This window comes from Psychromonas aquimarina ATCC BAA-1526 (assembly GCF_000428725.1).
GTDB classification, from domain to species: Bacteria; Pseudomonadota; Gammaproteobacteria; order Enterobacterales; family Psychromonadaceae; genus Psychromonas; species Psychromonas aquimarina.
Genome location: NZ_AUAM01000009.1, coordinates 1 through 20,285, shown reverse-complemented (window position 1 = coordinate 20,285; position 20,285 = coordinate 1). Strand labels below are relative to the sequence as shown.

21 protein-coding genes and 1 pseudogene are annotated in these 20,285 nt (G+C 41.9%); 6 read left to right on the top strand and 16 right to left on the bottom strand.

All coding sequences use genetic code 11. From position 1 onward, the window contains the following. Positions 1 to 78: 78 nt before the first annotated feature. A complete protein-coding gene (locus G337_RS28535) occupies positions 79 to 270 on the bottom strand; it encodes a hypothetical protein (RefSeq protein ID WP_157619169.1) in 192 nt (63 codons plus the stop codon). Positions 271 to 354: 84 nt separating this feature from the next. Here G337_RS28535 and G337_RS0102120 point away from each other — a divergent pair, with 84 nt between their 5' ends. Then, complete coding sequence (locus G337_RS0102120; RefSeq protein WP_425414421.1) at positions 355 to 1,092, top strand: endonuclease; 738 nt, start codon at positions 355 to 357, stop codon at positions 1,090 to 1,092. 198 nt (positions 1,093 to 1,290) lie between these two features. Here G337_RS0102120 and G337_RS27505 read toward each other — a convergent pair whose 3' ends face one another. The 5 genes and pseudogenes from G337_RS27505 to G337_RS0102095 all read right to left on the bottom strand — a co-directional run. After that, positions 1,291 to 1,902, bottom strand: a complete 612-nt coding sequence (locus tag G337_RS27505; RefSeq protein ID WP_028862410.1) for an ADP-ribosyltransferase — start codon at positions 1,900 to 1,902, stop codon at positions 1,291 to 1,293. 120 nt (positions 1,903 to 2,022) lie between these two features. Then, positions 2,023 to 2,205 (bottom strand): hypothetical protein, encoded by a 183-nt coding sequence (locus G337_RS0102110; RefSeq protein WP_028862409.1) that lies wholly within the window; start codon positions 2,203 to 2,205, stop codon positions 2,023 to 2,025. Positions 2,206 to 2,375: 170 nt separating this feature from the next. After that, positions 2,376 to 2,708 (bottom strand): hypothetical protein, encoded by a 333-nt coding sequence (locus tag G337_RS0102105; protein ID WP_028862408.1) that lies wholly within the window; start codon positions 2,706 to 2,708, stop codon positions 2,376 to 2,378. A gap of 196 nt (positions 2,709 to 2,904) precedes the next feature. Next, the gene (locus tag G337_RS0102100; RefSeq protein WP_028862407.1) at positions 2,905 to 3,366 is read right to left on the bottom strand and encodes a hypothetical protein; all 462 of its coding nucleotides are present in this window, start codon (positions 3,364 to 3,366) and stop codon (positions 2,905 to 2,907) included. 570 nt (positions 3,367 to 3,936) lie between these two features. Then, positions 3,937 to 4,155, bottom strand: a pseudogene (locus G337_RS0102095) (magnesium chelatase domain-containing protein); the annotation flags it as partial. A gap of 292 nt (positions 4,156 to 4,447) precedes the next feature. On the opposite strand from G337_RS0102095, the gene ilvG reads away from it, so the two are divergent. The 3 genes from ilvG to ilvD all read left to right on the top strand — a co-directional run bounded on the left by ilvG (position 4,448) and on the right by ilvD (position 8,308). Next, positions 4,448 to 6,103: an acetolactate synthase 2 catalytic subunit gene (gene ilvG, locus G337_RS0102090; protein WP_028862405.1), complete on the top strand. Its 1,656-nt coding sequence runs from the start codon at positions 4,448 to 4,450 to the stop codon at positions 6,101 to 6,103. Then, entirely contained in the window at positions 6,100 to 6,357 is a 258-nt protein-coding gene (ilvM, locus tag G337_RS0102085) for an acetolactate synthase 2 small subunit (protein ID WP_028862404.1), read from the top strand. The genes ilvG and ilvM overlap by 4 nt, the downstream gene beginning before the upstream one ends. 112 nt (positions 6,358 to 6,469) lie before the next feature. After that, positions 6,470 to 8,308, top strand: coding sequence for a dihydroxy-acid dehydratase (gene ilvD / locus G337_RS0102080; protein ID WP_028862403.1), 1,839 nt, complete (start codon positions 6,470 to 6,472; stop codon positions 8,306 to 8,308). An 89-nt stretch (positions 8,309 to 8,397) separates the two neighbouring features. Here ilvD and G337_RS0102075 read toward each other — a convergent pair whose 3' ends face one another. The 6 genes from G337_RS0102075 to rbsD all read right to left on the bottom strand — a co-directional run bounded on the left by G337_RS0102075 (position 8,398) and on the right by rbsD (position 14,633). Beyond that, positions 8,398 to 9,402: a substrate-binding domain-containing protein gene (locus tag G337_RS0102075; RefSeq protein WP_028862402.1), complete on the bottom strand. Its 1,005-nt coding sequence runs from the start codon at positions 9,400 to 9,402 to the stop codon at positions 8,398 to 8,400. A 286-nt stretch (positions 9,403 to 9,688) separates the two neighbouring features. Beyond that, the gene (rbsK, locus tag G337_RS0102070) at positions 9,689 to 10,618 is read right to left on the bottom strand and encodes a ribokinase (protein ID WP_028862401.1); all 930 of its coding nucleotides are present in this window, start codon (positions 10,616 to 10,618) and stop codon (positions 9,689 to 9,691) included. A 135-nt stretch (positions 10,619 to 10,753) separates the two neighbouring features. After that, the gene (rbsB, locus tag G337_RS0102065) at positions 10,754 to 11,632 is read right to left on the bottom strand and encodes a ribose ABC transporter substrate-binding protein RbsB (protein ID WP_028862400.1); all 879 of its coding nucleotides are present in this window, start codon (positions 11,630 to 11,632) and stop codon (positions 10,754 to 10,756) included. Positions 11,633 to 11,702: 70 nt separating this feature from the next. Then, positions 11,703 to 12,686 (bottom strand): ribose ABC transporter permease, encoded by a 984-nt coding sequence (gene rbsC, locus G337_RS0102060; protein ID WP_028862399.1) that lies wholly within the window; start codon positions 12,684 to 12,686, stop codon positions 11,703 to 11,705. Beyond that, positions 12,683 to 14,188, bottom strand: a complete 1,506-nt coding sequence (rbsA, locus tag G337_RS0102055) for a ribose ABC transporter ATP-binding protein RbsA (protein WP_028862398.1) — start codon at positions 14,186 to 14,188, stop codon at positions 12,683 to 12,685. Before rbsA ends, rbsC begins: the two co-directional genes overlap by 4 nt. Before the next feature lie 28 nt (positions 14,189 to 14,216). Next, positions 14,217 to 14,633, bottom strand: a complete 417-nt coding sequence (rbsD, locus tag G337_RS0102050) for a D-ribose pyranase (RefSeq protein WP_028862397.1) — start codon at positions 14,631 to 14,633, stop codon at positions 14,217 to 14,219. 354 nt (positions 14,634 to 14,987) lie between these two features. On the opposite strand from rbsD, the gene tal (G337_RS0102040) reads away from it, so the two are divergent. After that, positions 14,988 to 15,947 carry a transaldolase gene (tal, locus tag G337_RS0102040; protein ID WP_028862395.1) on the top strand — a complete coding sequence of 320 codons (960 nt, stop codon included), beginning with the start codon at positions 14,988 to 14,990 and terminating at the stop codon, positions 15,945 to 15,947. An 86-nt stretch (positions 15,948 to 16,033) separates the two neighbouring features. Here the strand turns inward: tal (G337_RS0102040) and tal (G337_RS0102035) are convergent, their stop codons facing one another. The 3 genes from tal (G337_RS0102035) to G337_RS25370 are packed head-to-tail and all read right to left on the bottom strand — an operon-like array spanning position 16,034 to position 17,960. Next, positions 16,034 to 16,984 carry a transaldolase gene (gene tal, locus G337_RS0102035; protein WP_028862394.1) on the bottom strand — a complete coding sequence of 317 codons (951 nt, stop codon included), beginning with the start codon at positions 16,982 to 16,984 and terminating at the stop codon, positions 16,034 to 16,036. Positions 16,985 to 17,017: 33 nt separating this feature from the next. Next, a complete protein-coding gene (deoD, locus tag G337_RS0102030; protein WP_028862393.1) occupies positions 17,018 to 17,743 on the bottom strand; it encodes a purine-nucleoside phosphorylase in 726 nt (241 codons plus the stop codon). 40 nt (positions 17,744 to 17,783) lie between these two features. Continuing rightward, positions 17,784 to 17,960, bottom strand: coding sequence for a XapX domain-containing protein (locus tag G337_RS25370; RefSeq protein WP_037026937.1), 177 nt, complete (start codon positions 17,958 to 17,960; stop codon positions 17,784 to 17,786). 187 nt (positions 17,961 to 18,147) lie between these two features. Here G337_RS25370 and G337_RS0102015 point away from each other — a divergent pair, with 187 nt between their 5' ends. Next, on the top strand, positions 18,148 to 19,503 hold the full coding sequence (locus G337_RS0102015) for a hypothetical protein (protein WP_028862392.1): 1,356 nt from the start codon (positions 18,148 to 18,150) through the stop codon (positions 19,501 to 19,503). Between the two features lie 65 nt (positions 19,504 to 19,568). Here the strand turns inward: G337_RS0102015 and G337_RS0102010 are convergent. Next, the coding region (locus tag G337_RS0102010) for a transketolase-like TK C-terminal-containing protein (protein ID WP_028862391.1) at positions 19,569 to 20,285 on the bottom strand (717 nt) is incomplete at its 5' end.

Below are 20,285 nucleotides of genomic sequence, written 5' to 3'. Positions count from 1 at the left end.
TCTATTTCTAAATGTTTAATTTGTATCAAAACACACTTTATCGTAAAAAGGCGGTAAAAATACCGCCTTCGATTGTATTTATATGTTCAGATAACGAATCCCTGCAAGTTTGCTATTTATTAACGAACAATATGTATAACCAGAAAATGTTTTATATTTGTAAACTGTTTCAGTGACCGACAACATTGATTTTTCACTAATCAACGTTGCACCGAAAAATTTAATAGCTTCCTCTGACATACCGATTTCTACTTTTCCAGCTTTGATCACTTTACTCTATATCCGATTAGCCTGTTCAAGTCTGCTATAGTTGAATTCCCCCCCCATTTCAAATGTGCGAGGTAAATGAAACTTATGGATACTTTCATCAAAAAAATACTACTCACGCTATGCTTGTTAATATCGGTTAGTCCAATCTTCGCTGCGAATCAAACCAATGACTCTTTTAGTAAAGCCAAAAAATCATTGGAGAGAAATGTATACCCAGATAATAGAACTACACTGTACTGCGCCGCTACATTCGATTCTAAAAAACTAATAACTCCACCTGAAGGTTTTGTAACAACGAAATATCTGAAACGCGCCAAAAAAGTAGAATGGGAGCATGTAGTTCCTGCTGAAAACTTCGGCAGAACATTTACAGAATGGCGAGATGGTGATGCTCAATGCGTTAACAATAAGAGAAAATCATTTAAGGGGCGTAAATGTGCTGAAAAGGTGAATAAAGAGTACCGCTACATGCAAGCCGATATGTTTAATCTATACCCTGCCATTGGTGCAGTGAATGCGCTAAGAAGTAATTACAACTTTGTTATGTTACCTGATGAAAAGAGTAGTTTCGGCAGTTGTGAAATGAAGATAAATAACCGTAAAGCAGAGCCTCCAGTAAGATCAAGAGGACAGATAGCACGCACTTATTTATACATGGATGAAGCTTACAGTAGATACAGCATGAGCCGACAACAGAAACAGTTAATGAATGCGTGGGACAAAATGTATCCAGTTAGTGATTGGGAATGTAAACGTAGCAAGAAAATAGAAGCTATACAGGGTAACGCCAACAGAATTGTTAATAGCAGATGTTCAAATTAAAAACGTTTGGTAATGCGTTCGCTTACTCCCAACAGAGCGTTACACAATATTTACCAGAACTGCTACAGGCTTAGCATAAACACCGCATTAAGCGGACTAAAACAGTGGGTTATAATGTGAAGCAAAGCGGAACCTAACACACTGTTTTAGTCCGCTTAAATGTCTTGTTAGCATGATCGTACTAAGATGCGGTTATTGCTATTTACTAATATACTCAAGTTCGAGCTTAATAATTTCTGTAAATTTACGACCATTAAATCCCGCCAAATTTTCAATTTCAGATTTACAGGTAATTATGGATTTACTTATAAGCTTAAATTGGCTATTTCTCGGTAACAGTACTTCTTTTTCAGTATCTTGAGCTGATTTTTCAAGGGGTATTATGTACGCACCCTTTTTGCATTTTATCTCAATATAACAAGGCACACATGAATCTGCTATTAAACAACGAACAAAGTGTAAACGGAGATTGGTGTTGGTTGTCGATGTTGACATAAATGCACGATAAATATTTAATTGACTCGAATTATCTAAATGACCATTTACTGTATTATCAAAACAAGCTCGATATAAAGTGGTATCTTCAGTCAGCGACTCTACTTTGGAGATGCTATCAAGTGATGCTATATGGGAGTCATACTCAGCAGGAGGCGTCTCTTGATTTAGTAATAGATGGTTTACATGGTAAGCAAACGCATTTCCTTCGTAAATGCTTTCTGCATTTTTGTAATCATCAAAGGCTTTTTTTTGATTACAATTCAAATTATTGTAAAAATCCACGAGTAACTCCGTACTACTTATATTTGTCATGCTAACGCCTTGCTCACCAACTCTACCGAGTCCGCGTGCAACAATTTGTTAGGCTTTGATTCCGAATTAGTAAAACCAAAACTAAGTCATCACCCAACCACTTTAGAACGAGAGTAAACTCTACTTTTTCTTAGAAAGTATACTTTTAATTTCTTCAGCCTTTCTATATATATCATCGTAATGTGAGCGATTTTCGATATCGATCTCACCAGTATATTTCTGATACTCAGTCTGTGATTTCTGTGAAGAAAAGTTCAGTCCTTTTTCTTTGCAAAATTCTGTGTAGCCAATTACTTCTTTCAAAATATACCTCTCAAATTTGGAAAATATAAAACTACTATTTTCAGTTATACATGGTTAATTAACAAACTCTAAAGAAGCCTAACGCCGTTTTAAGCGGCTAAGAAAAGTTGGCTATAATGCGCGCAGAACGAGTCGCAGCCAACTTTTTGTGTCCGACTTGAAAACACTTGTTATGTTCGTGCAGCTTGAAGCTCGTTTGCCAATTCAGTCTTAATTTGTTGGAGCCTATTATTACCAGTTAAATTATCAAGTTTGAACTTAGCAAAAGCTACATTATCAATACTTTTTAATGAGCGTTTACGTTCAAAATTATACATAGTTTTTACATCGCTATTAAATGCGACTGCATTTTCATTAACAACAAACCCATATTGCTCATTAAGTTGCTGTATTTCTGAGTCAACATTAACAACACCTTGATATTCTTCTTGTACGTAATCTTCAAGCTTAACCAAGTAACGAGCTATTGCATGCAATTCAGCATCTAAAATAATACCAGCCATAATTCTCTCCAAGTTAAATTGTGCAACAATACACATAAGATATGTGGGGATTAATTGTCCAGATTCAAGAGGTGAGTGATGAGAACATAACGCCTCGTTAACCGGAGCGTAGGTTGGTATTGTTTTTGCGCTTTTGGTCTTTGCAAAAACGATGACAGCCGTTTACGCTTCCGTGTTGAACGACTTGTTATGAAACTTACCCTGCAGCTATCATTTGGAAAACAGTGCCAACACACAAACCAGCAAGTCCAATAAACATATGAACTGATTCCACTTTATCAAACTTCAAATAATTTTCGAGCTCTTCATATAATGGTTTCTGCTCGAGCTTGAATTGTGCATCATCTTTCTCTTTTGTAGCCTTATCAAAAGTATGGTGCTTTAATAGTTCGTATTTAGCTACCATCAAATCATCAATCTGATAAAGATGTTTTAGCCTTCTTTTATAGCTGTTTAGCCACAAATAACGAACAACCATAGACAACCCTGCTATAAGATTAATAAGCAATCCAATTTGAGCGAATTTTCTTCGAGATTCTTCACTAATAGTATCCATTGGAAAGTCTAAGCAAAAAAACCAAAGAAAGGGTAATCCGACTATGCAGGCTAATGTTAAAGAAACTGATTTGGTAATTGTTGGTATTTTTTCTGAAGACATAATTCTCCTTGGTTTCATAACAGCTTATTATGCGACATTTTGTCGTATTTCCAGCGGAAAGACGACAGTCGTTTATTTATTTAAATATGAGGTCAGATTACTTGATTTGATTAATATATCAATGAGCTAAAATAATAAGTCAAAGACAAATCATGAAGAAAGGCTGGAAATTGTCGTATTTACGGTGGAAAAATGACAAAAGCACTACGCTGTATATAAAAACATAATTTTTATTATAAAAGGGAAATAATATGACTTTTCAATTTTTTGTTAGCCATCGCTGAGAATCCCCCTCTGTTAGTAAAAATCTCCACGCTCGCTTTTTCCCGAAGCGAGCCAGATAAACAAAGTTACAGTTCTACTGACACATCATCGATAAAAGTATTTTTGAAATATTATGAATCATAATATTTCATGGTTTCGCGTTACTGTGTATATAGAACAACCATGAGATGTCTCACCAGCTTATCCAAACCACCTGCCCTGAAATTTCCTTTCTATATACCTACCTTTATTGCACGTTACATAATGTGCAACAAGTTATCGCGCAACATATAACTACTAATGAAAATTAGCAGGTGCAAGATTTACCGTGATTCTTTTACTGGGAAATTTAAAACCGCTGTTCAGTATCGCGCTGCGTACTCTTTCTTTAGCTTCTTTAACGGATGTTTCCGGCAGCCCTACTAACGAAAAACCCGGCAGTCCCGTTCCTAGGTGTACTTCAACTAAGACCTCGGGGGCATCTACCCCCAGCATCGCACGACAGTATAAACTTGCTAATGCCATAGCTTTCTCTTATTTATGTCAAGACAATGTCTTTTAGTATAGGCAGATTAAGAATATCAGCTCACTTTAAATAACCAGACAGTCTTGAATACAGGTATCTTTATTGCGGAATATTTTAAATTGGCAACGTTTTCTTGTGCACTTTCATCCAGAAATGTGACAAAAGTTGAAAAAGGCGGACATTTACGCTATAAAGATGACCACTTTTCAAACTCAGCATTGCTTATTTTGTCTATTTTTCCTTTGAACAAAACAACGATAAGCCCTCACTAAATTCAGGACGGATCAAAAAATGAATGGTGCCAATTTTATCGTTCAAACACTAAAAAAACAGAATGTGACTCAGGTATTCGGTTATCCGGGCGGCGCAATAATGCCGCTCTACGATGCCCTTTATGACGGCGGACTGGACCACCTTTTATGCCGCCATGAGCAGGGTGCTGCTATGGCGGCTTTAGGTTATGCCAGAGCAACAGGTAATGTAGGAGTATGCATTGCAACATCCGGCCCGGGAGCTACCAATCTAGTTACCGGTTTAGCCGATGCCTTATTAGATTCGATCCCCGTCGTTGCGATCACCGGGCAGGTAGCGAGTAATTTGATCGGTACCGATGCCTTCCAGGAAGTTGACGTATTAGGGCTTTCTTTAGCCTGCACTAAACACAGCTTTATGGTGCAGAGCGCCGAACAGCTGGGCCCTATTATTGAGCAGGCTTTTGAAATAGCCAGATCTGGTCGTCCCGGCCCTGTCTTAATTGATATCCCTAAAGATATTATGCTTGCTGATGCTGAATTTTCGACATTAAAAGTGCTTACAACTGAGAAAAAGTTGAACTTCCCTCTTGATGCCACTGTGATTAGACAAGCTAAAGAGATGATAAAGTCGGCCAGTAAACCGCTCCTTTATGTCGGTGGCGGTGTGGGTATGGCAGATGCCGTTCAGGAGCTGCGCAGCTTTATTCAATATACCTATATTCCCAGTGTCTGCACCCTGAAAGGGATCGGGGTTATTGAACATAATTCTGAATACTTTATGGGTATGGTCGGTATGCACGGCAGCAAGGCCGCTAACCTGGCAGTCCAGGAGTGTGATCTGCTGATTGCCGTCGGCGCCCGGTTTGATGACAGGGTAACCGGTAAACTCGATGAATTTGCCAGTCACGCAAAAGTTATCCACCTTGATATTGATGCGGCAGAAGTCGATAAATTACGACTTGCTGAGCTTGCTGTTACGGATGATCTAAAAGAAGTTTTACCCGCCATTGAGGTTGAAACCTTTATCAGCGCCTGGCAGCAGCATATATTAAAAATGAAAAGAGATTTTGCCCGCCGCTATGACCATCCGGGTGAAGCAATTTATGCTCCGGCAATGCTGAGACAGCTGGCTGAAATGATGCCGCCGAACAGTGTCATCTGCAGCGATGTCGGACAACATCAGATGTGGGTTGCACAGCATATGTTTGTGGATCGTCCGGAAAATCATATATCCAGTTCCGGTTTAGGAACTATGGGTTTCGGCATTCCGGCAGCCGTCGGCGCACAGACAGCACGTCCGAATGATACAGTGATCACCGTTTCCGGTGACGGTTCGTTTATGATGAATGTTCAGGAACTAGGTACTATCAAGCGCAGAAAATTACCGGTTAAAATCGTGCTTATTGATAACCAGCGTTTAGGCATGGTGCGTCAATGGCAAAAACTGTTTTTTGACGGCCGTTACAGTGAAACCATTTTAACGGATAATCCAGATTTCGTTACACTGGCAAGCGCATTTGATATCCCGGGAGAAACAATCTCAGTAAAAAGTCAGATTCAGGATGCACTTAACCGTTTACTGCACAGTGACGGCCCGTACCTGCTGCATGTTTCTATTTCAGAGGAAGAAAACGTATGGCCGCTGGTTCCGCCCGGCGCACCAAACGATAAAATGATGGAGAGTTTAAAATGAAATATTTACTGATTATCCAAGGTGAAAACTGCCCTGAACTATTAGAGCGCCTATTGCGAGTCTGCCGTCACCGCGGATTTAGAGTACAAAATATTAACGGCGAAACAACAGAGAATGAAAAATCACTGCATGTCACTTTAACTGTGTGCAGCGATCGACCGGTAAGCCTGTTAACTAAACAGATTGAAAAATTATTCGGCATTACCCGGGTCGCGGCAATCGGGCAGGAACAAGCAGTTAAAGCCAGTGCGTAACGCTTGTTAAAGACAAAGTTATCTGCTTAAATCAGTTAACTTCCAATGAACAGACAACAACTAACCGCAGTAAAAACGGTGCGGATAAGTTATACCTAAACAAGGAATTAAGATGCCAGACTACCGCTCAAAAACTTCCACACACGGCCGTAATATGGCTGGTGCACGTGCCCTGTGGCGCGCGACAGGCGTAAAAGATGATGATTTCGGCAAACCTATTATTGCCATTGCTAACTCATTTACGCAGTTCGTACCGGGCCATGTACATTTAAAAGATATGGGCCAGTTAGTAGCAGGCGCTGTTGAAGCCGCCGGCGGCATCGCTAAAGAATTTAATACCATCGCCATTGATGACGGTATCGCTATGGGGCACTCAGGTATGTTATACAGCCTGCCGTCTCGTGATTTAATTGCCGACTCTATTGAATATATGGTTAACGCACACTGTGCAGATGCCATCGTCTGTATCTCCAACTGTGACAAAATCACTCCGGGAATGTTAATGGCTGGTCTGCGTCTAAACATTCCAATTATTATGGTTTCCGGCGGCCCAATGGAAGCGGGTAAAACCAAACTTTCCGATCAGATAATCAAACTGGATTTAGTTGATGCCATGGTAATGGGCGCAGATAAAGACGTATCTGACGAAGATGTTGCTAATGTTGAACGCAGCGCGTGTCCGACCTGCGGATCATGCTCTGGTATGTTCACAGCAAACTCCATGAACTGTTTAACAGAAGCACTAGGGTTATCACTTCCAGGTAACGGCTCAATGCTGGCAACACATGCCGATCGTGAGCAGCTGTTTTTAGATGCCGGCAGCCGTATTGTTGAAATCACTAAACGACATTACCAGGAAGATGACTACTCGGTACTGCCTCGTGCAATCGCCGGCAAAGCTGCTTTTGAAAATGCAATGGCATTAGATATAGCTATGGGCGGTTCAACCAATACAGTTTTACACCTTTTAGCCTGCGCACAGGAAGCCGGTGTTGATTTCACGGTAAGTGATATGGATGCCATGTCCCGCCGTATTCCACAGCTTTGTAAAGTTGCACCTTCCACACCTTTATATCATATGGAAGATGTTCATCGCGCCGGCGGCGTAATGGCTATTCTAGGTGAGCTCGACAGAGCTGGTTTCTTAAATAGTGATATTCCGACTATTTTAAATATGACCATGAAAGAGCAGTTAGCACAATACGATATTATGCAGACTCAAGACCAGGCAGTTATCGATTTCTATCGTGCCGGTCCTGCAGGTATCCGTACCACTCAGGCATTCAGTCAGGCCTGCCGCTGGGATACAGTGGATAACGACCGTAAAGACGGCTGTGTCCGCTCATTAGAGCATGCATTCAGTGAAGAAGGCGGTCTTGCGGTATTGTTTGGCAATATGGCCGTTGACGGTGCTGTGGTTAAAACTGCGGGGGTTGATGACGATAACCTGACGTTCACCGGTCCGGCAAAAGTATACGAAAGCCAGGATGATGCGGTTGAAGCGATCCTGGGCGGTAAAGTTGCAGCCGGTGATGTGGTTGTTATCCGTTATGAGGGTCCGCAGGGCGGCCCGGGCATGCAGGAGATGCTTTACCCGACTAGTTACCTGAAATCCATGGGACTGGGCAAAAAATGTGCATTAATCACTGACGGTCGTTTCTCCGGCGGGACTTCAGGTTTATCTATCGGCCACGTTTCTCCGGAAGCGGCTGCCGGCGGCGTAGTCGGATTAATTGAAAACGGTGACATTATCGATATCAATATTCCAACACGTGTTATGGATCTGAAGGTATCTGAAGAGATCTTAGCAGAGCGACGCACTAAAATGGATGCACACGGCTGGAAACCGCTAAACCGTATTCGTCCAATTTCAGCAGCGCTTAAAGTGTATGCTTCAATGGCTACGTCAGCGGATAAAGGCGCGGTACGCGATTTGTCTAAACTTAAATAGTCTTTATTTAGCTTTAAATTAAATCATAAAAAAGCCGTCTGATTTTTCAATCAGGCGGCTTTTTTTGATTTCAGAATTAGCCGCTAAGGTTAGTTTAATGTTTTGACGCTGTCGCGCTCAACTAATGTCGGTTCTAAATGGATCTCAAGGTTGCTTTCACGGCTGCTTTGAATCTGATCCAGCAGGGTATCAAAGGCTTTTCGACCCAAATTAAATTTAGGCTGATGAATCGTGGTTAACGACGGAGTAATAAATTTAGCCAGACTGATATCATCATAACCGATAATCGACAGATCCTCGGGAACTGATATACCGTGCTTATTAGCGGTATTGATCACGCCCATCGCCATCATGTCATTGCAGACAAAAATTGCACTAGGCATCTTACCTGTTGCTAAAATGCTTTCAAAAGCCTGCTTACCGCCCTCACACTCGAAATTACCAAATGCATGCCAGTCTTCATCAACCTTAAGATCAGCTTCATTCATTGCCTGAATATAACCGGCAAAACGCTCCGAGGTTGCCTGTTTCTCGCGAGGTCCGCTGATACAGGCAATTTTACGATGGCCTCTATTAATCAGATACTGAGTCGCTAAATAACCGCCGTGACGGGAGTTATCCTGTATTTTGTCACAGGGAAAATTAGTCTCGCCGCAGTCCAGCACCACAGTCGGAACGGCTTTATGGCGGGAGAATATATTTAAATTCTGACTGGCGATCTCATCACTCATCAGTAACAAACCGTCAACCTGCTTCTGCAGCAGCATATCAATATTGAAATTCAGGCGGTCCAGATCCCCTTCTGTATTACACAAAAGCAGATTATAACCCTGCTCATAACAGCGGCGCTCAACCCCTTTTACCACTTCGGCAAAAAACGGATTCGCAGAAGTTGTCACCAGCATACCAAAGGTACGTGTATTTTTTAGTTTTAAGCTGCGGGCCAGTGCTGAAGGCGCGTAATTCAGCTCCTCGACCGCTTTCATCACCCGCTCAACAATATCTGTGCTTACATAGCGGGTTTTATTAAGGGCATGGCTTACCGTTGAAGTAGACACGCCGGCATGTTTTGCCACATCTTTGATAGTTGCCATTATCTTATTGTTATCCTTATATACCCATGTTGCTTCAAAATGCTTTGTCAGGTGCTAGCTAGGATGCTAGTCCAAGGCGCAACATGAGTTAATGGTTATTCCCTTTTCGATTGTTGCAACGCAGGGATAGTATTCTAGCTAGCACCCCAGAGGGCAAGGTAACTTGCACCAATCTACGTTGTTATAAAATCTCTATGTAGAATAACTATACTTTAATTTTATGCCTAGCATCTTGGTACAATTTACCATGCTGACTTTGCATCTTGAAGTATCATGGGTATTAAATTTATGGTTCATTATCCGCATTAATAAGAAAGTTATCTACTGTATTTCTGTAGGGTATTGAAGTCTGTGCTCCCGCGCCGGTCACCGTAATCGCGGCTGCGGCATGTGCAAAGCGAACAGCATCAGCTAGGTCAGCCCCTTCTAATAGAGACGTCAGTAATGCACCGTTAAAAGTATCACCAGCGGCCGTTGTATCAAGCGCTTTTACACGGAACCCTTTTATCTGCTGACCCTGACCATTTTCACTAATCCACACCCCTTCACTGCCCAGGGTTATCATAACCAGCTTAATTCCCTTGCTGTGAAGCACATCAGCGGCCTGCTGCGCAGACTGCATATCGCTGACTTTAATTCCCGTCAGCTGCTCTGCTTCTGTTTCATTAGGCGTAATTATATCAATAAGCTGCAGTAAATCATCAGGTAACGGCTGCGCGGGAGCAGGATTAAGCACCACCTTAGTGCCCGCCTGCTTAGCGGTTTCCGCCGCACTTTTAATCGCCTCAACAGGCGTTTCTAACTGCATTAACAGCATATCAGCGCTGCTGATAAGATGCTGGTGAGGCTTCAGTCGAGGAACTGTTAAACAGGCATTTGCTTCAGCTGAAATACAGATACTGTTTTCACCGCTTGCTGCAACCTGGATCATGGCGATCCCGGTCGGTTTGTTTTCTTCAATCATCACGGCATCAACATTTATACCGTCTTCACTGAATGCTTTACGTATATTGATACCAAAACTGTCATCACCCACACAGGCGATAAATGCCACATCGGCCCCTAAACGTGCGGCCGCAACCGCCTGATTGGCGCCTTTTCCTCCGGGGATTACACAATATCCCCGGCCGTGTAATGTTTCTCCCGGACGCGGGAATGAAGGAACCTGCAGAACATGATCTGCATTAACACTGCCTAAAACGACTAATTTATTCATAATATTGACCACTTAGTTTTTAGCATAAAGGTGAAACATATTGATTAACACTGTATTTAACAAAATTAATCAATAGGCTTCGCAGCAGGCAGAACCAGGGTAAACCCGGTTCTGACAACTGCAAAAACCGCTCTTTTATTTAAGTACCATCATTAACGGTACCGGAATATTTTTATCTACCGCTTCACCTTTTAATACTTTGGCTGCAGACTCAATACCAATCTCACCAATCAAACCAGGCTGCTGGGCAATTGTTGCGCCTAACAGGCCGCGTTTAACAGCGGCAATACCGTCATCGGTTCCGTCAAAACCAACAATCAGAATATCTTTACCTGATGCCTGTACTGCACGTACCGCACCTAATGCCATTTCATCATTCTGTGCAAATACGGCTTGTGTATTCGGTTTAGAAGAAAGCATATTTTCCATTACATTCAGGCCTTTAGTACGGTCAAAATCAGCAGGCTGGCTGGCCAGCAGATCCATTTTTTCGCTTTTAACTGAGTTCATAAAACCCTGGCCGCGTTCACGGGCAGCTGATGTACCGGCGATACCTTCAAGCTGAATAACACGTGCATCTTTACCAATTTTTTCACTGATAAATTTACCGGCCATTTCACCGCCAGCGACATTATCAGAAGCGATATGACTGACTACATCACCACGGCTTGCTCCCCGGTCTAGTGTTAATACCGGAATTTTAGCCTGATTTGCCACGCGGATAGCATTAGAAACCGCGTCGGAATCGGTTGGATTGATTAAAATAGCTTTAACACCGCGAATAATCAGATCTTCAACATTTGACAGCTCTTTACTCGGATCATTTTGTGAATCAAGCACAATAAGCTTGTAACCCAGCTGATCCGCTTTCTTTTCAGCTCCCTCTTTCATAGTGACAAAAAATGGATTGTTTAAAGTAGAGACAACCATCGCAAGCGTATCCTGTGCCATTGCGGTTGCACTAAAAGAAGCAGAGATTACAGCTGCTGAAACTAATGTTGTAAACTTTTTCATTTTCTATTCCTTTTTATCTTACTGGTATTAGCGGAGGCACTATGCTCCCCGCCGGTTTTAAAATTAAAATTTATTTATGTTTATTATCAACAAGTACCGCTAACAATATAACCACAGCTTTAACAATCATCTGGTAGTAGGACGAAACGTCTAACAGGTTTAAAGCATTGTTTAATACGCCGATAATAAGCGCACCGATCAGCGTCCCCATAATGCGCCCTTTACCGCCCGCCAGACTTGTACCGCCAAGTACAACCGCGGCAATAGCGTCTAGTTCATAACCCATACCGGCTGTCGGCTGTGCTGATGATAAACGCGAGGTAATAATAATTCCCGCCAGTGCTGATAATAATCCGCAGATTGAATAAACACCGATCTTGATACGGTCAACATTAATTCCCGATAACAGGGTTGCCGATTCATTGCCGCCAAGCGCATAAATATAACGACCGAAACGAGTATGATTTAACAGATACCAGATACCAGCGAATACACCGACCATCAGCCACACAGGCACCGGAATTCCAAACAGATAACCCGTACCAAACCAGGCAAAAGCATCTGCAACATCAGTAAAACCTGTAGAAATAGGACGGCCGTCGGTATAAACCATGGTCACACCGCGTAACAGTGTCATAGTTACCAGAGTTGCAATAAAGGCCTGCACCTTACCTTTGGCGATAATAACACCGGCCACAGAACCAAGCGCGGCACCGCCTAATAATGAAACGGGCACAGCAATCAGAACAGGAATTTCCATGCTGATCATGCTGGCGGCAAAAGCACCGCACAATGCCAAAATAGAACCGACACTTAAATCAATACCGGCGGTTAATATCACTAAGGTCATACCGGCGGCTAAAATCGCAATAACCGATGTCTGACGAAGAATATTAAGAATATTGTCCACCGTAAAAAAGTATTCATTAAGAAAGGACACGACAACAATCAGCATAATTAATGCGATTAATGACTTTTGTTCAATAAACCATTCTTTATTTATCAGACCACCAGATTTAGGGGAGTCCTGATTAGTTATAACCTTGTTGTTCATGCTGATTTCTCCATAATTTTGTTACCAAAAGCACAGGCCATTAATTTTTCCTGATCCGCTTCTTGCGCCGTAAACTCACCGCTGATCCGCCCCTGATGCATAACCAGAATCCGATCACTCATACCTAACACTTCCGGCATCTCCGAAGAGACGAGAATAATGCTCATGCCCTCTTCTTTGAACTGATTGATAAGCTGATAGATCTCTTTTTTAGCACCGACATCTACTCCTCGTGTCGGCTCGTCAAGAATCAATACCTTAGGACGGGTCATCAAACCTTTTGCAATCGCTACCTTCTGCTGATTACCACCGGACAGGTTACCGATAATCTGATTTCTTGACGGGGTTTTAATATTGAACAGACGAATAAAATCTTCAACTGCGACGGATTCAGCCCCGTGATCTAACTGCATGCCTTTAGATAACTGTTTCAAAGAGCACAGGGACATATTTTCTTTAACGGACAGTCCGAGGATCAGGCCGTCACCTTTACGGTCTTCAGAAATATAAGCGATGCCGTTAGCAAGCCCCTCTTGAGGACTGCGCGGATTAACGGCTTTGCCCTCAACCAGCATCTCTCCGGAACTGCGCGGAAAAGCACCATAAATCACTTTCATTAATTCTGTACGCCCGGCCCCCATCAAACCTGAAATACCCAGTATTTCACCATGATCCAGCGTGAAGCTGATATCATCAATATCGGCGGCCGATAAGTTATTAACCTCTAAACATCTAGTACCGTGTTTACTTTCAATACGCGGATACTGCTCATCTAAACGGCGGCCCACCATTAATTCAATTAAGCTGTCCTCATCTGTTTCTGCAACCTGGCGTTCGGCAATAAATTTTCCGTCACGCAGCACAGTAATATCATCACAAATCTCAAAAATTTCTTTTAAACGGTGCGAGATATAAACAATGCCGTAACCTTCATCGCGTAATTCATTTATCACGGTAAACAAAGAAGCTGTTTCTGTTTCAGTTAATGCATCGGTCGGCTCATCCATCACGATAACCTGAGACTTAAATGACAATGCTTTGGCGATTTCAACCATCTGCTGTTCACCAAGGCTAAGCTCACCAAGCAGCTGCGAAGGTTTATGCTTCACATTTAAACGGTCTAATAAGACCTGTGCTTCGTCATACATCACCGACCACCTGATTGCGCCGAATGCATTAGTTATTTCTCTGCCGAGAAAGATATTTTCTGCAATGGTCAGCTCAGGAAGAAGGTTAAGCTCCTGATGAATAATACTGATCCCCGCTTCCTGGGAATGACGCGGGCCGCTGAAGTTTACCTTGGCATTTTCGTAGATGATTTCACCTTCATCTCGAGAGTAGATACCGGTAAGCACTTTCATCAGCGTTGATTTTCCAGCACCGTTTTCTCCCATCAGCGCCATCACTTTACCCGGGTAAACGTTTAAACATGCATCATCCAGCGCTTTTACACCGGGAAATGCTTTGTGAATGCCTTTTAATTCTAAAATGGGCTGTTTCATAGCAGCTCCTTAATAATTATTTGCTGGACTAAAAAACAACACCGGCCTGAAAAATAACATTTGCATAAGGCGTACACTCACCGGTACGTACAACCGCTTTGCTGTCTCTGGTACGTCCCTTGAACTCTTCATGGCTGATATATGAAACACTGATTTCTTTACCCTGTTTCTGCTCTTTCGCAATAAGCCCCTGCAGTGCATTGTGCAGATCCGGACTTACCAGCTGGAACTCTTCAGCTAAAATCACGCCGGTAACCTGCATCTCATCCAGCAGCACGCTGACTGTATCAATAAACGCCGGAACACCATGCGTTAAAGCCAGGTCAATGCGCTGGGTTTGACTTGGAACCGGAAGCCCGGCATCGCAGATGGTAATCTCGTCGAAATGCCCGAGAGAGGCTACCAGATAAGATAATTCAGCGTTAATTAATGCTGTTTTTTTCATGACATTCACCTTGAAGAGTCGCTTTAATTTAAAAATTGTTACTCAAAACATTTAAGAAAACTGTACTTAAACCATATCGAAACGTTTGCGCAAACGTTTCGATGGGTAAAAATTAGACTAAAACAAAAAAAATTGCACTTCTCTTTATGAATAAATGTGAGATGGATCGGAAGGAAAAATTTAAATTTTTAACAAGTCTATTATTATTAAAAGCTTACTTGCTTAACCATAAAACTCTTGATACTAATAAAAAGGCAGCTGCAGAACGGCTGCAGTATATAAATTTCAGGCACTCCCTTTGTTCTATCTTTATTAAAAATAAATTATTAACCAATTAACAGCAGGGTAAATATCATGGCCAACCAGCTTGTACAATTAAAAAAGATGTCCACAGTCGTCGCAGATACCGGTGATGTTGAAGCAATTGCTAAATTTCAACCGCAGGATGCAACTACAAACCCGTCATTATTATTAAAAGCAGCCTCATTAGAGCAGTACCAGCCGCTGTTATTACAGGCCTGTGACTGGGCAAAGCAGCAGTCAAATGATCTCCAGCTGCAGACCGTAGATGCTGCCGATAAACTGTCTGTATTGATTGGTCTGGAAATCTTGAAAATTGTACCGGGAAGAATATCCACTGAAGTTGATGCACGCTTATCTTTTGATACACAAGCTTCGATAGATAAAGCCCGTAAACTGATGTCACTGTACAAAGAAGCGGGCATTGATAATAGCCGTATACTGATTAAACTGGCCTCAACCTGGGAAGGTATCAAAGCGGCTGAAGCGCTTGAAAAAGAAGGTATTAACTGTAACCTGACGCTGCTGTTCAGTTTCGCTCAGGCCCGTGCCTGTGCTGAATCCGGTGCTTATCTGATATCACCTTTTGTAGGTAGAATCCTGGACTGGTATAAAAAAGACACCGGCCGCAGCGAATACCCTGCAGATGAAGATCCCGGGGTTATCTCGGTAACGAATATTTATAACTATTACAAACAGCAGGGTTATAAAACCGTGGTAATGGGAGCTAGTTTTCGAAGTGTTGAAGAAGTTCTAGCACTTGCCGGCTGCGACCGTTTAACCATCAGTCCGGATTTGATGGCGGCATTAGAGCAGAGTGATGAGCCTGTCGAACAGAAATTGAATCCAGCAGCAGCGGCTGCAGAAAAAAGTGCAAGCTTATCTGAAAGCGGTTTTAGATGGTTAATGAATGAAGACGCCATGGCAACGGAAAAGTTAGCAGAAGGCATTCGTAACTTTGCTGTTGATCAGATCAAGTTAGAACAGCAGCTTGCAGATCTTCTGCAAAAATAAACTTAAACAGCAGTCTCTATTGAATATAAAAAAACCGCGATAAACGCGGTTTTTTCTTGCTTTTTACAAACTGATTAATCAGTTAATTAAAGACGCTCTGCAATCATTTTTTCCAGTTTATCCTGGTCGAGAGCAAAATTGCGGATACCTTCAGCTAGTTTTTCAATCGCCATCGGATCCTGATTATGTTCCCATAAAAACTCAGCATGAGTTAGCGGAGCTTGAGATGTTTTCTCAGTAACAGAAGGTGCTAATTTTCTAACCACTTCACCCTCTGTATCTTCTAACTGCTGCAGTAATTCAGGGCTGATAGTTAAGCGGTCACAGCCGGCCAGCTCTAAAATTTCACCTGTGTTTCTGAAGCTTGCGCCCATAACAACGGTTTTATAATCGTTTGCTTTGTAGAAGTTGTATATTTTAGAAACAGACAGTACACCCGGATCTTCCTGAGGTGCAAAATCACGCCCTTCGTTGGCTTTATGCCAGTCCATAATACGGCCGACAAACGGAGAAATTAGATATACACCGGCTTCAGCACATGCACGCGCTTGAGCAAAAGAAAACAGCAGTGTCAGATTACAGTTGATACCCTCTTTTTCTAAAATCTCAGCGGCTCTAATGCCCTGCCAGGTTGATGCAAGTTTGATCAGAATACGATCATTGCTAATGCCAGCATCGTTATACATTTTCATCAGCTGACGCGCTTTAACCAGGCTTGCTTCTGTGTCATAAGATAAACGAGCATCAACTTCAGTAGAGATGCGCCCCGGTACAATCTTTAAAATCTCTTTACCGATATTAACCGCTAACATGTCACAGGTATCTTGAACCTGCTGTTCAGCAGAATCGCTTTGTGCTTTTGCATACTCAATAGCGCTGTCGATTAAAGGTGCATAATCAGCAATCTGTGCAGCTTTTAAAATCAAAGAAGGGTTAGTGGTTGCATCTTGAGGTTTATATTTTTGAATTGCTTCAATATCCCCGGTATCAGCTACAACAGTTGTCAGTTTGCGTAATTCATCTAATTTAGATGTCATAATAATAACCTTGTAAAATTTTTGTGTAAGAAACTAAAGTGCTTTTTTATCGCCAAGTAATACCGATTCAAAAGCCAGTTCAATCATTGCTTTAAAGCCGGTTTGACGAGCTTCAGATGAAGCTGCTTCACCACGAGTAATATGATCTGATACTGTAAGAATAGTTAACGCTTTTGCACCGTATTCAGCAGCCACACCATAAAGACCGGCAGCTTCCATATCTACACCAAGCACGCCGTAGCTAGCCATTTTCTTGAAAAACTCAGGCTCTGCAGAGTAAAACAGATCCGCAGTGAAAACATTACCCGCTTTAACTTTCACGCCCTGAGTTTCAGCTGTATTCATCGCATTAGCAACTAACTGATAATCAGCAATCGCTGCAAAATCATGATTATTAAATCTGATACGGTTTACTTTAGAGTCTGTGCTGGCACCGGCTGCAATAACGATATCGCCTAAGTTCACATCATCAAGAACGGCACCACAGCTACCGACACGGATAATAGTTTTTACGCCGAAATCTTTAATAAGTTCAGTGGTGTAGATAGAAACAGAAGGAATGCCCATACCGTGTCCCATAACTGAGATACGACGGCCTTTGTATTCGCCGGTAAAACCAAGCATATTACGGACATCACAAACTTGAACTACGTTTGTTAAAAAATTATCAGCGATGAATTTAGCACGAAGCGGATCGCCCGGCATAATAACAACATCAGCGAAATCACCCATTTCTGCATTTATGTGAGGAGTAGACATATTTTTAGTTCCTAATTATTAATTGACAAGTTAATTAAAGTTATTTGGTATTAAGTAAATTACTGATGTATTTTTGGAATAACATACCGCCTAAATACACGCCTACAATACCCATAATTCCCGATAAAACCGGTGGAGCAGGTATTGGTAATCTTAAAAAAGCAAAGAGCAGTCCAACAACTAATCCTGCAAACAAAGCCTTGAATATTTCATGCATAAGAGTTCCCTGAAAGTTGATGCACTGAATAATTAAGACCAGTTTAGTAATTTATAGAAAGCAAAGTGTGACCAGAGTCTCTTTAATAATGTCTAAATTAAGATCTAAAACAGCTGTTACCCAAATCTGTTGATAGGTTATAATATGAATCTTATAAGTTGTTTTTTGAAGGTTTTCAGGCGGAAACATGTTTAAATTTGCAAATAACTTTAACTGCTGTAAAGCTGTCCACTGCAGAAATTTTGGTGTTTTAAACAGTCAGGATTACATTCATAAAAGCACAAGATTAGGTTATTTATCAACGGCATGCAAATCATGCGGCAGTAACCCGCCGTGGGTGAACAACGAGCTTGTGGCTAATATTATAAAAGAGAAACTGGAGATACACTTCTCTGCAAAATTAAATCACTGCCCTAAATGCTCCAGCTATTTTTTCTTTGAGAAAGATACCCGTTTACATAAATATGGTTTCACCTCTTCGGGGCGGCAGAGACAACAATGCGCCGCATGCGGATCCGTTTTTACCAAAGCAAACTTCAAAAAAAACAAACAGCTGCAGGCTGTTTTATCTACCATTGTAAACAAGCAGGAAACCCGTGAGGCGATAAAAACAACCGGGCTTTCGCCAAAATCCTATTATTTTTACCTGCATCAGCTGTCTTTAATCCTTGCAAACTTCAGCAGAATAAATGAAGAAAAAATAATAGAGAGAAAATATTTAGGGCTGCACAGCGAAGGAAAAGTGCTTTCCCTGAAACATAAAAGAGGTGTTTACAGCCTGATCAGCAGCGAGATTAACAGCGGTTATATATTATTACAGAGCCATAATCTAACCAGAACAAAGCTGCATACTGAAGACAACTACCAGGCACACAGCAGCACAATCGTTGTTAGCCATGACTTAGAAAGTACTGAAAACATGCTGGTCGACCGCTATACACAAAATATGAAAAGAAAGCATTTTGAGCAGTTACTGGTCGGCGAACTAAAAGCACTGACAAAATGCAGCTTAATCTATCCGGACAAATTAGCTTATGTGCATTTTCAGCTGCTTAATGCTTTTACTCGAAAATCACAAAAATACGATCATTTTATAGAGCATGAAAGCACACTCAGAGCCGGAGCATTAATGGCATCATTGAAGGAGATAAAGAAAGCCAATGCTAATGTATATTTCTTTGTGCCTCTCGCTAAAGCCGGGGAGCATATAAACGGCAAAAAAATTGGATGGTGGAATGACCGCTGGTACAGCAATGAATTTGCAGCTTACTGCCCGGTTACATCTGCGGGCAAAAAGGATACGGCAGTTCCGCTCAAAGAAACAAACGATGTAGAGCGCTTTTACAGCTACCTTGACAGGAATATAAATAAAGGCATAAACAGCTTTAATGTTATTAACGAAGTATTTGAAATACAACGTGTACTTTTCAATTATGGTGAGTTAACCGAGCAGCAGTCCAGAGCGAATCGAATCGGCATAACAGATAAAATCTATACACCGGAAAGTCTCTTAGATGAAGCACTGCACAGTATCAATGCCTGAATTTATCTCAGATACAAAAAAACCGCGATAAACGCGGTTTTTTATTAATCTTTATAAGTTAAAGATTACAGGCTGTTAGCAGTTTCAACTACATTTTTAACAGTGAAACCGAACATTTCAAACAGCTGCTCAGCTGGTGCTGACTCACCGAATGTTGTCATACCGATAACTTTACCGTTTAGACCAACGTACTTGTACCAGTAATCCGCAATACCCGCTTCAATTGCAACACGTTTAGTTACAGCAGCCGGTAATACAGACTCTTTATACTCTGCACTTTGCGTTTCAAATACATCTGTACAAGGAAGAGAAACAACACGCACCGCTTTACCTTGAGCTGTCAGTTCAGCGTGAGCTTCAACTGCAAGCTGTACTTCAGAACCAGTAGCGATCAAGATAATTTCAGCAGGAGCCGCGCTGTCTAACAGTACGTAACCGCCTTTTGCAACATCGGCTAACTGCTGTGCATCACGAGGCTGCGGCTTAAGGTTTTGACGACTGAAGATAAGTGATGTTGGACCGTCAGTACGTTCGATTGCAGATTTCCAGGAAACAGCAGACTCAACACTGTCACATGGACGCCATGTGTCCATATTCGGCGTTAAACGCAGGCTGGCAATCTGCTCTACCGGCTGGTGAGTAGGACCGTCTTCACCCAGACCAATTGAGTCATGAGTAAACACCTGAATAGCACGCTGCTTCATTAATGCAGACATACGTAAACCGTTACGTGCGTATTCCATAAACATCAGGAATGTTGCGCCGTAAGGAACAAAACCTTT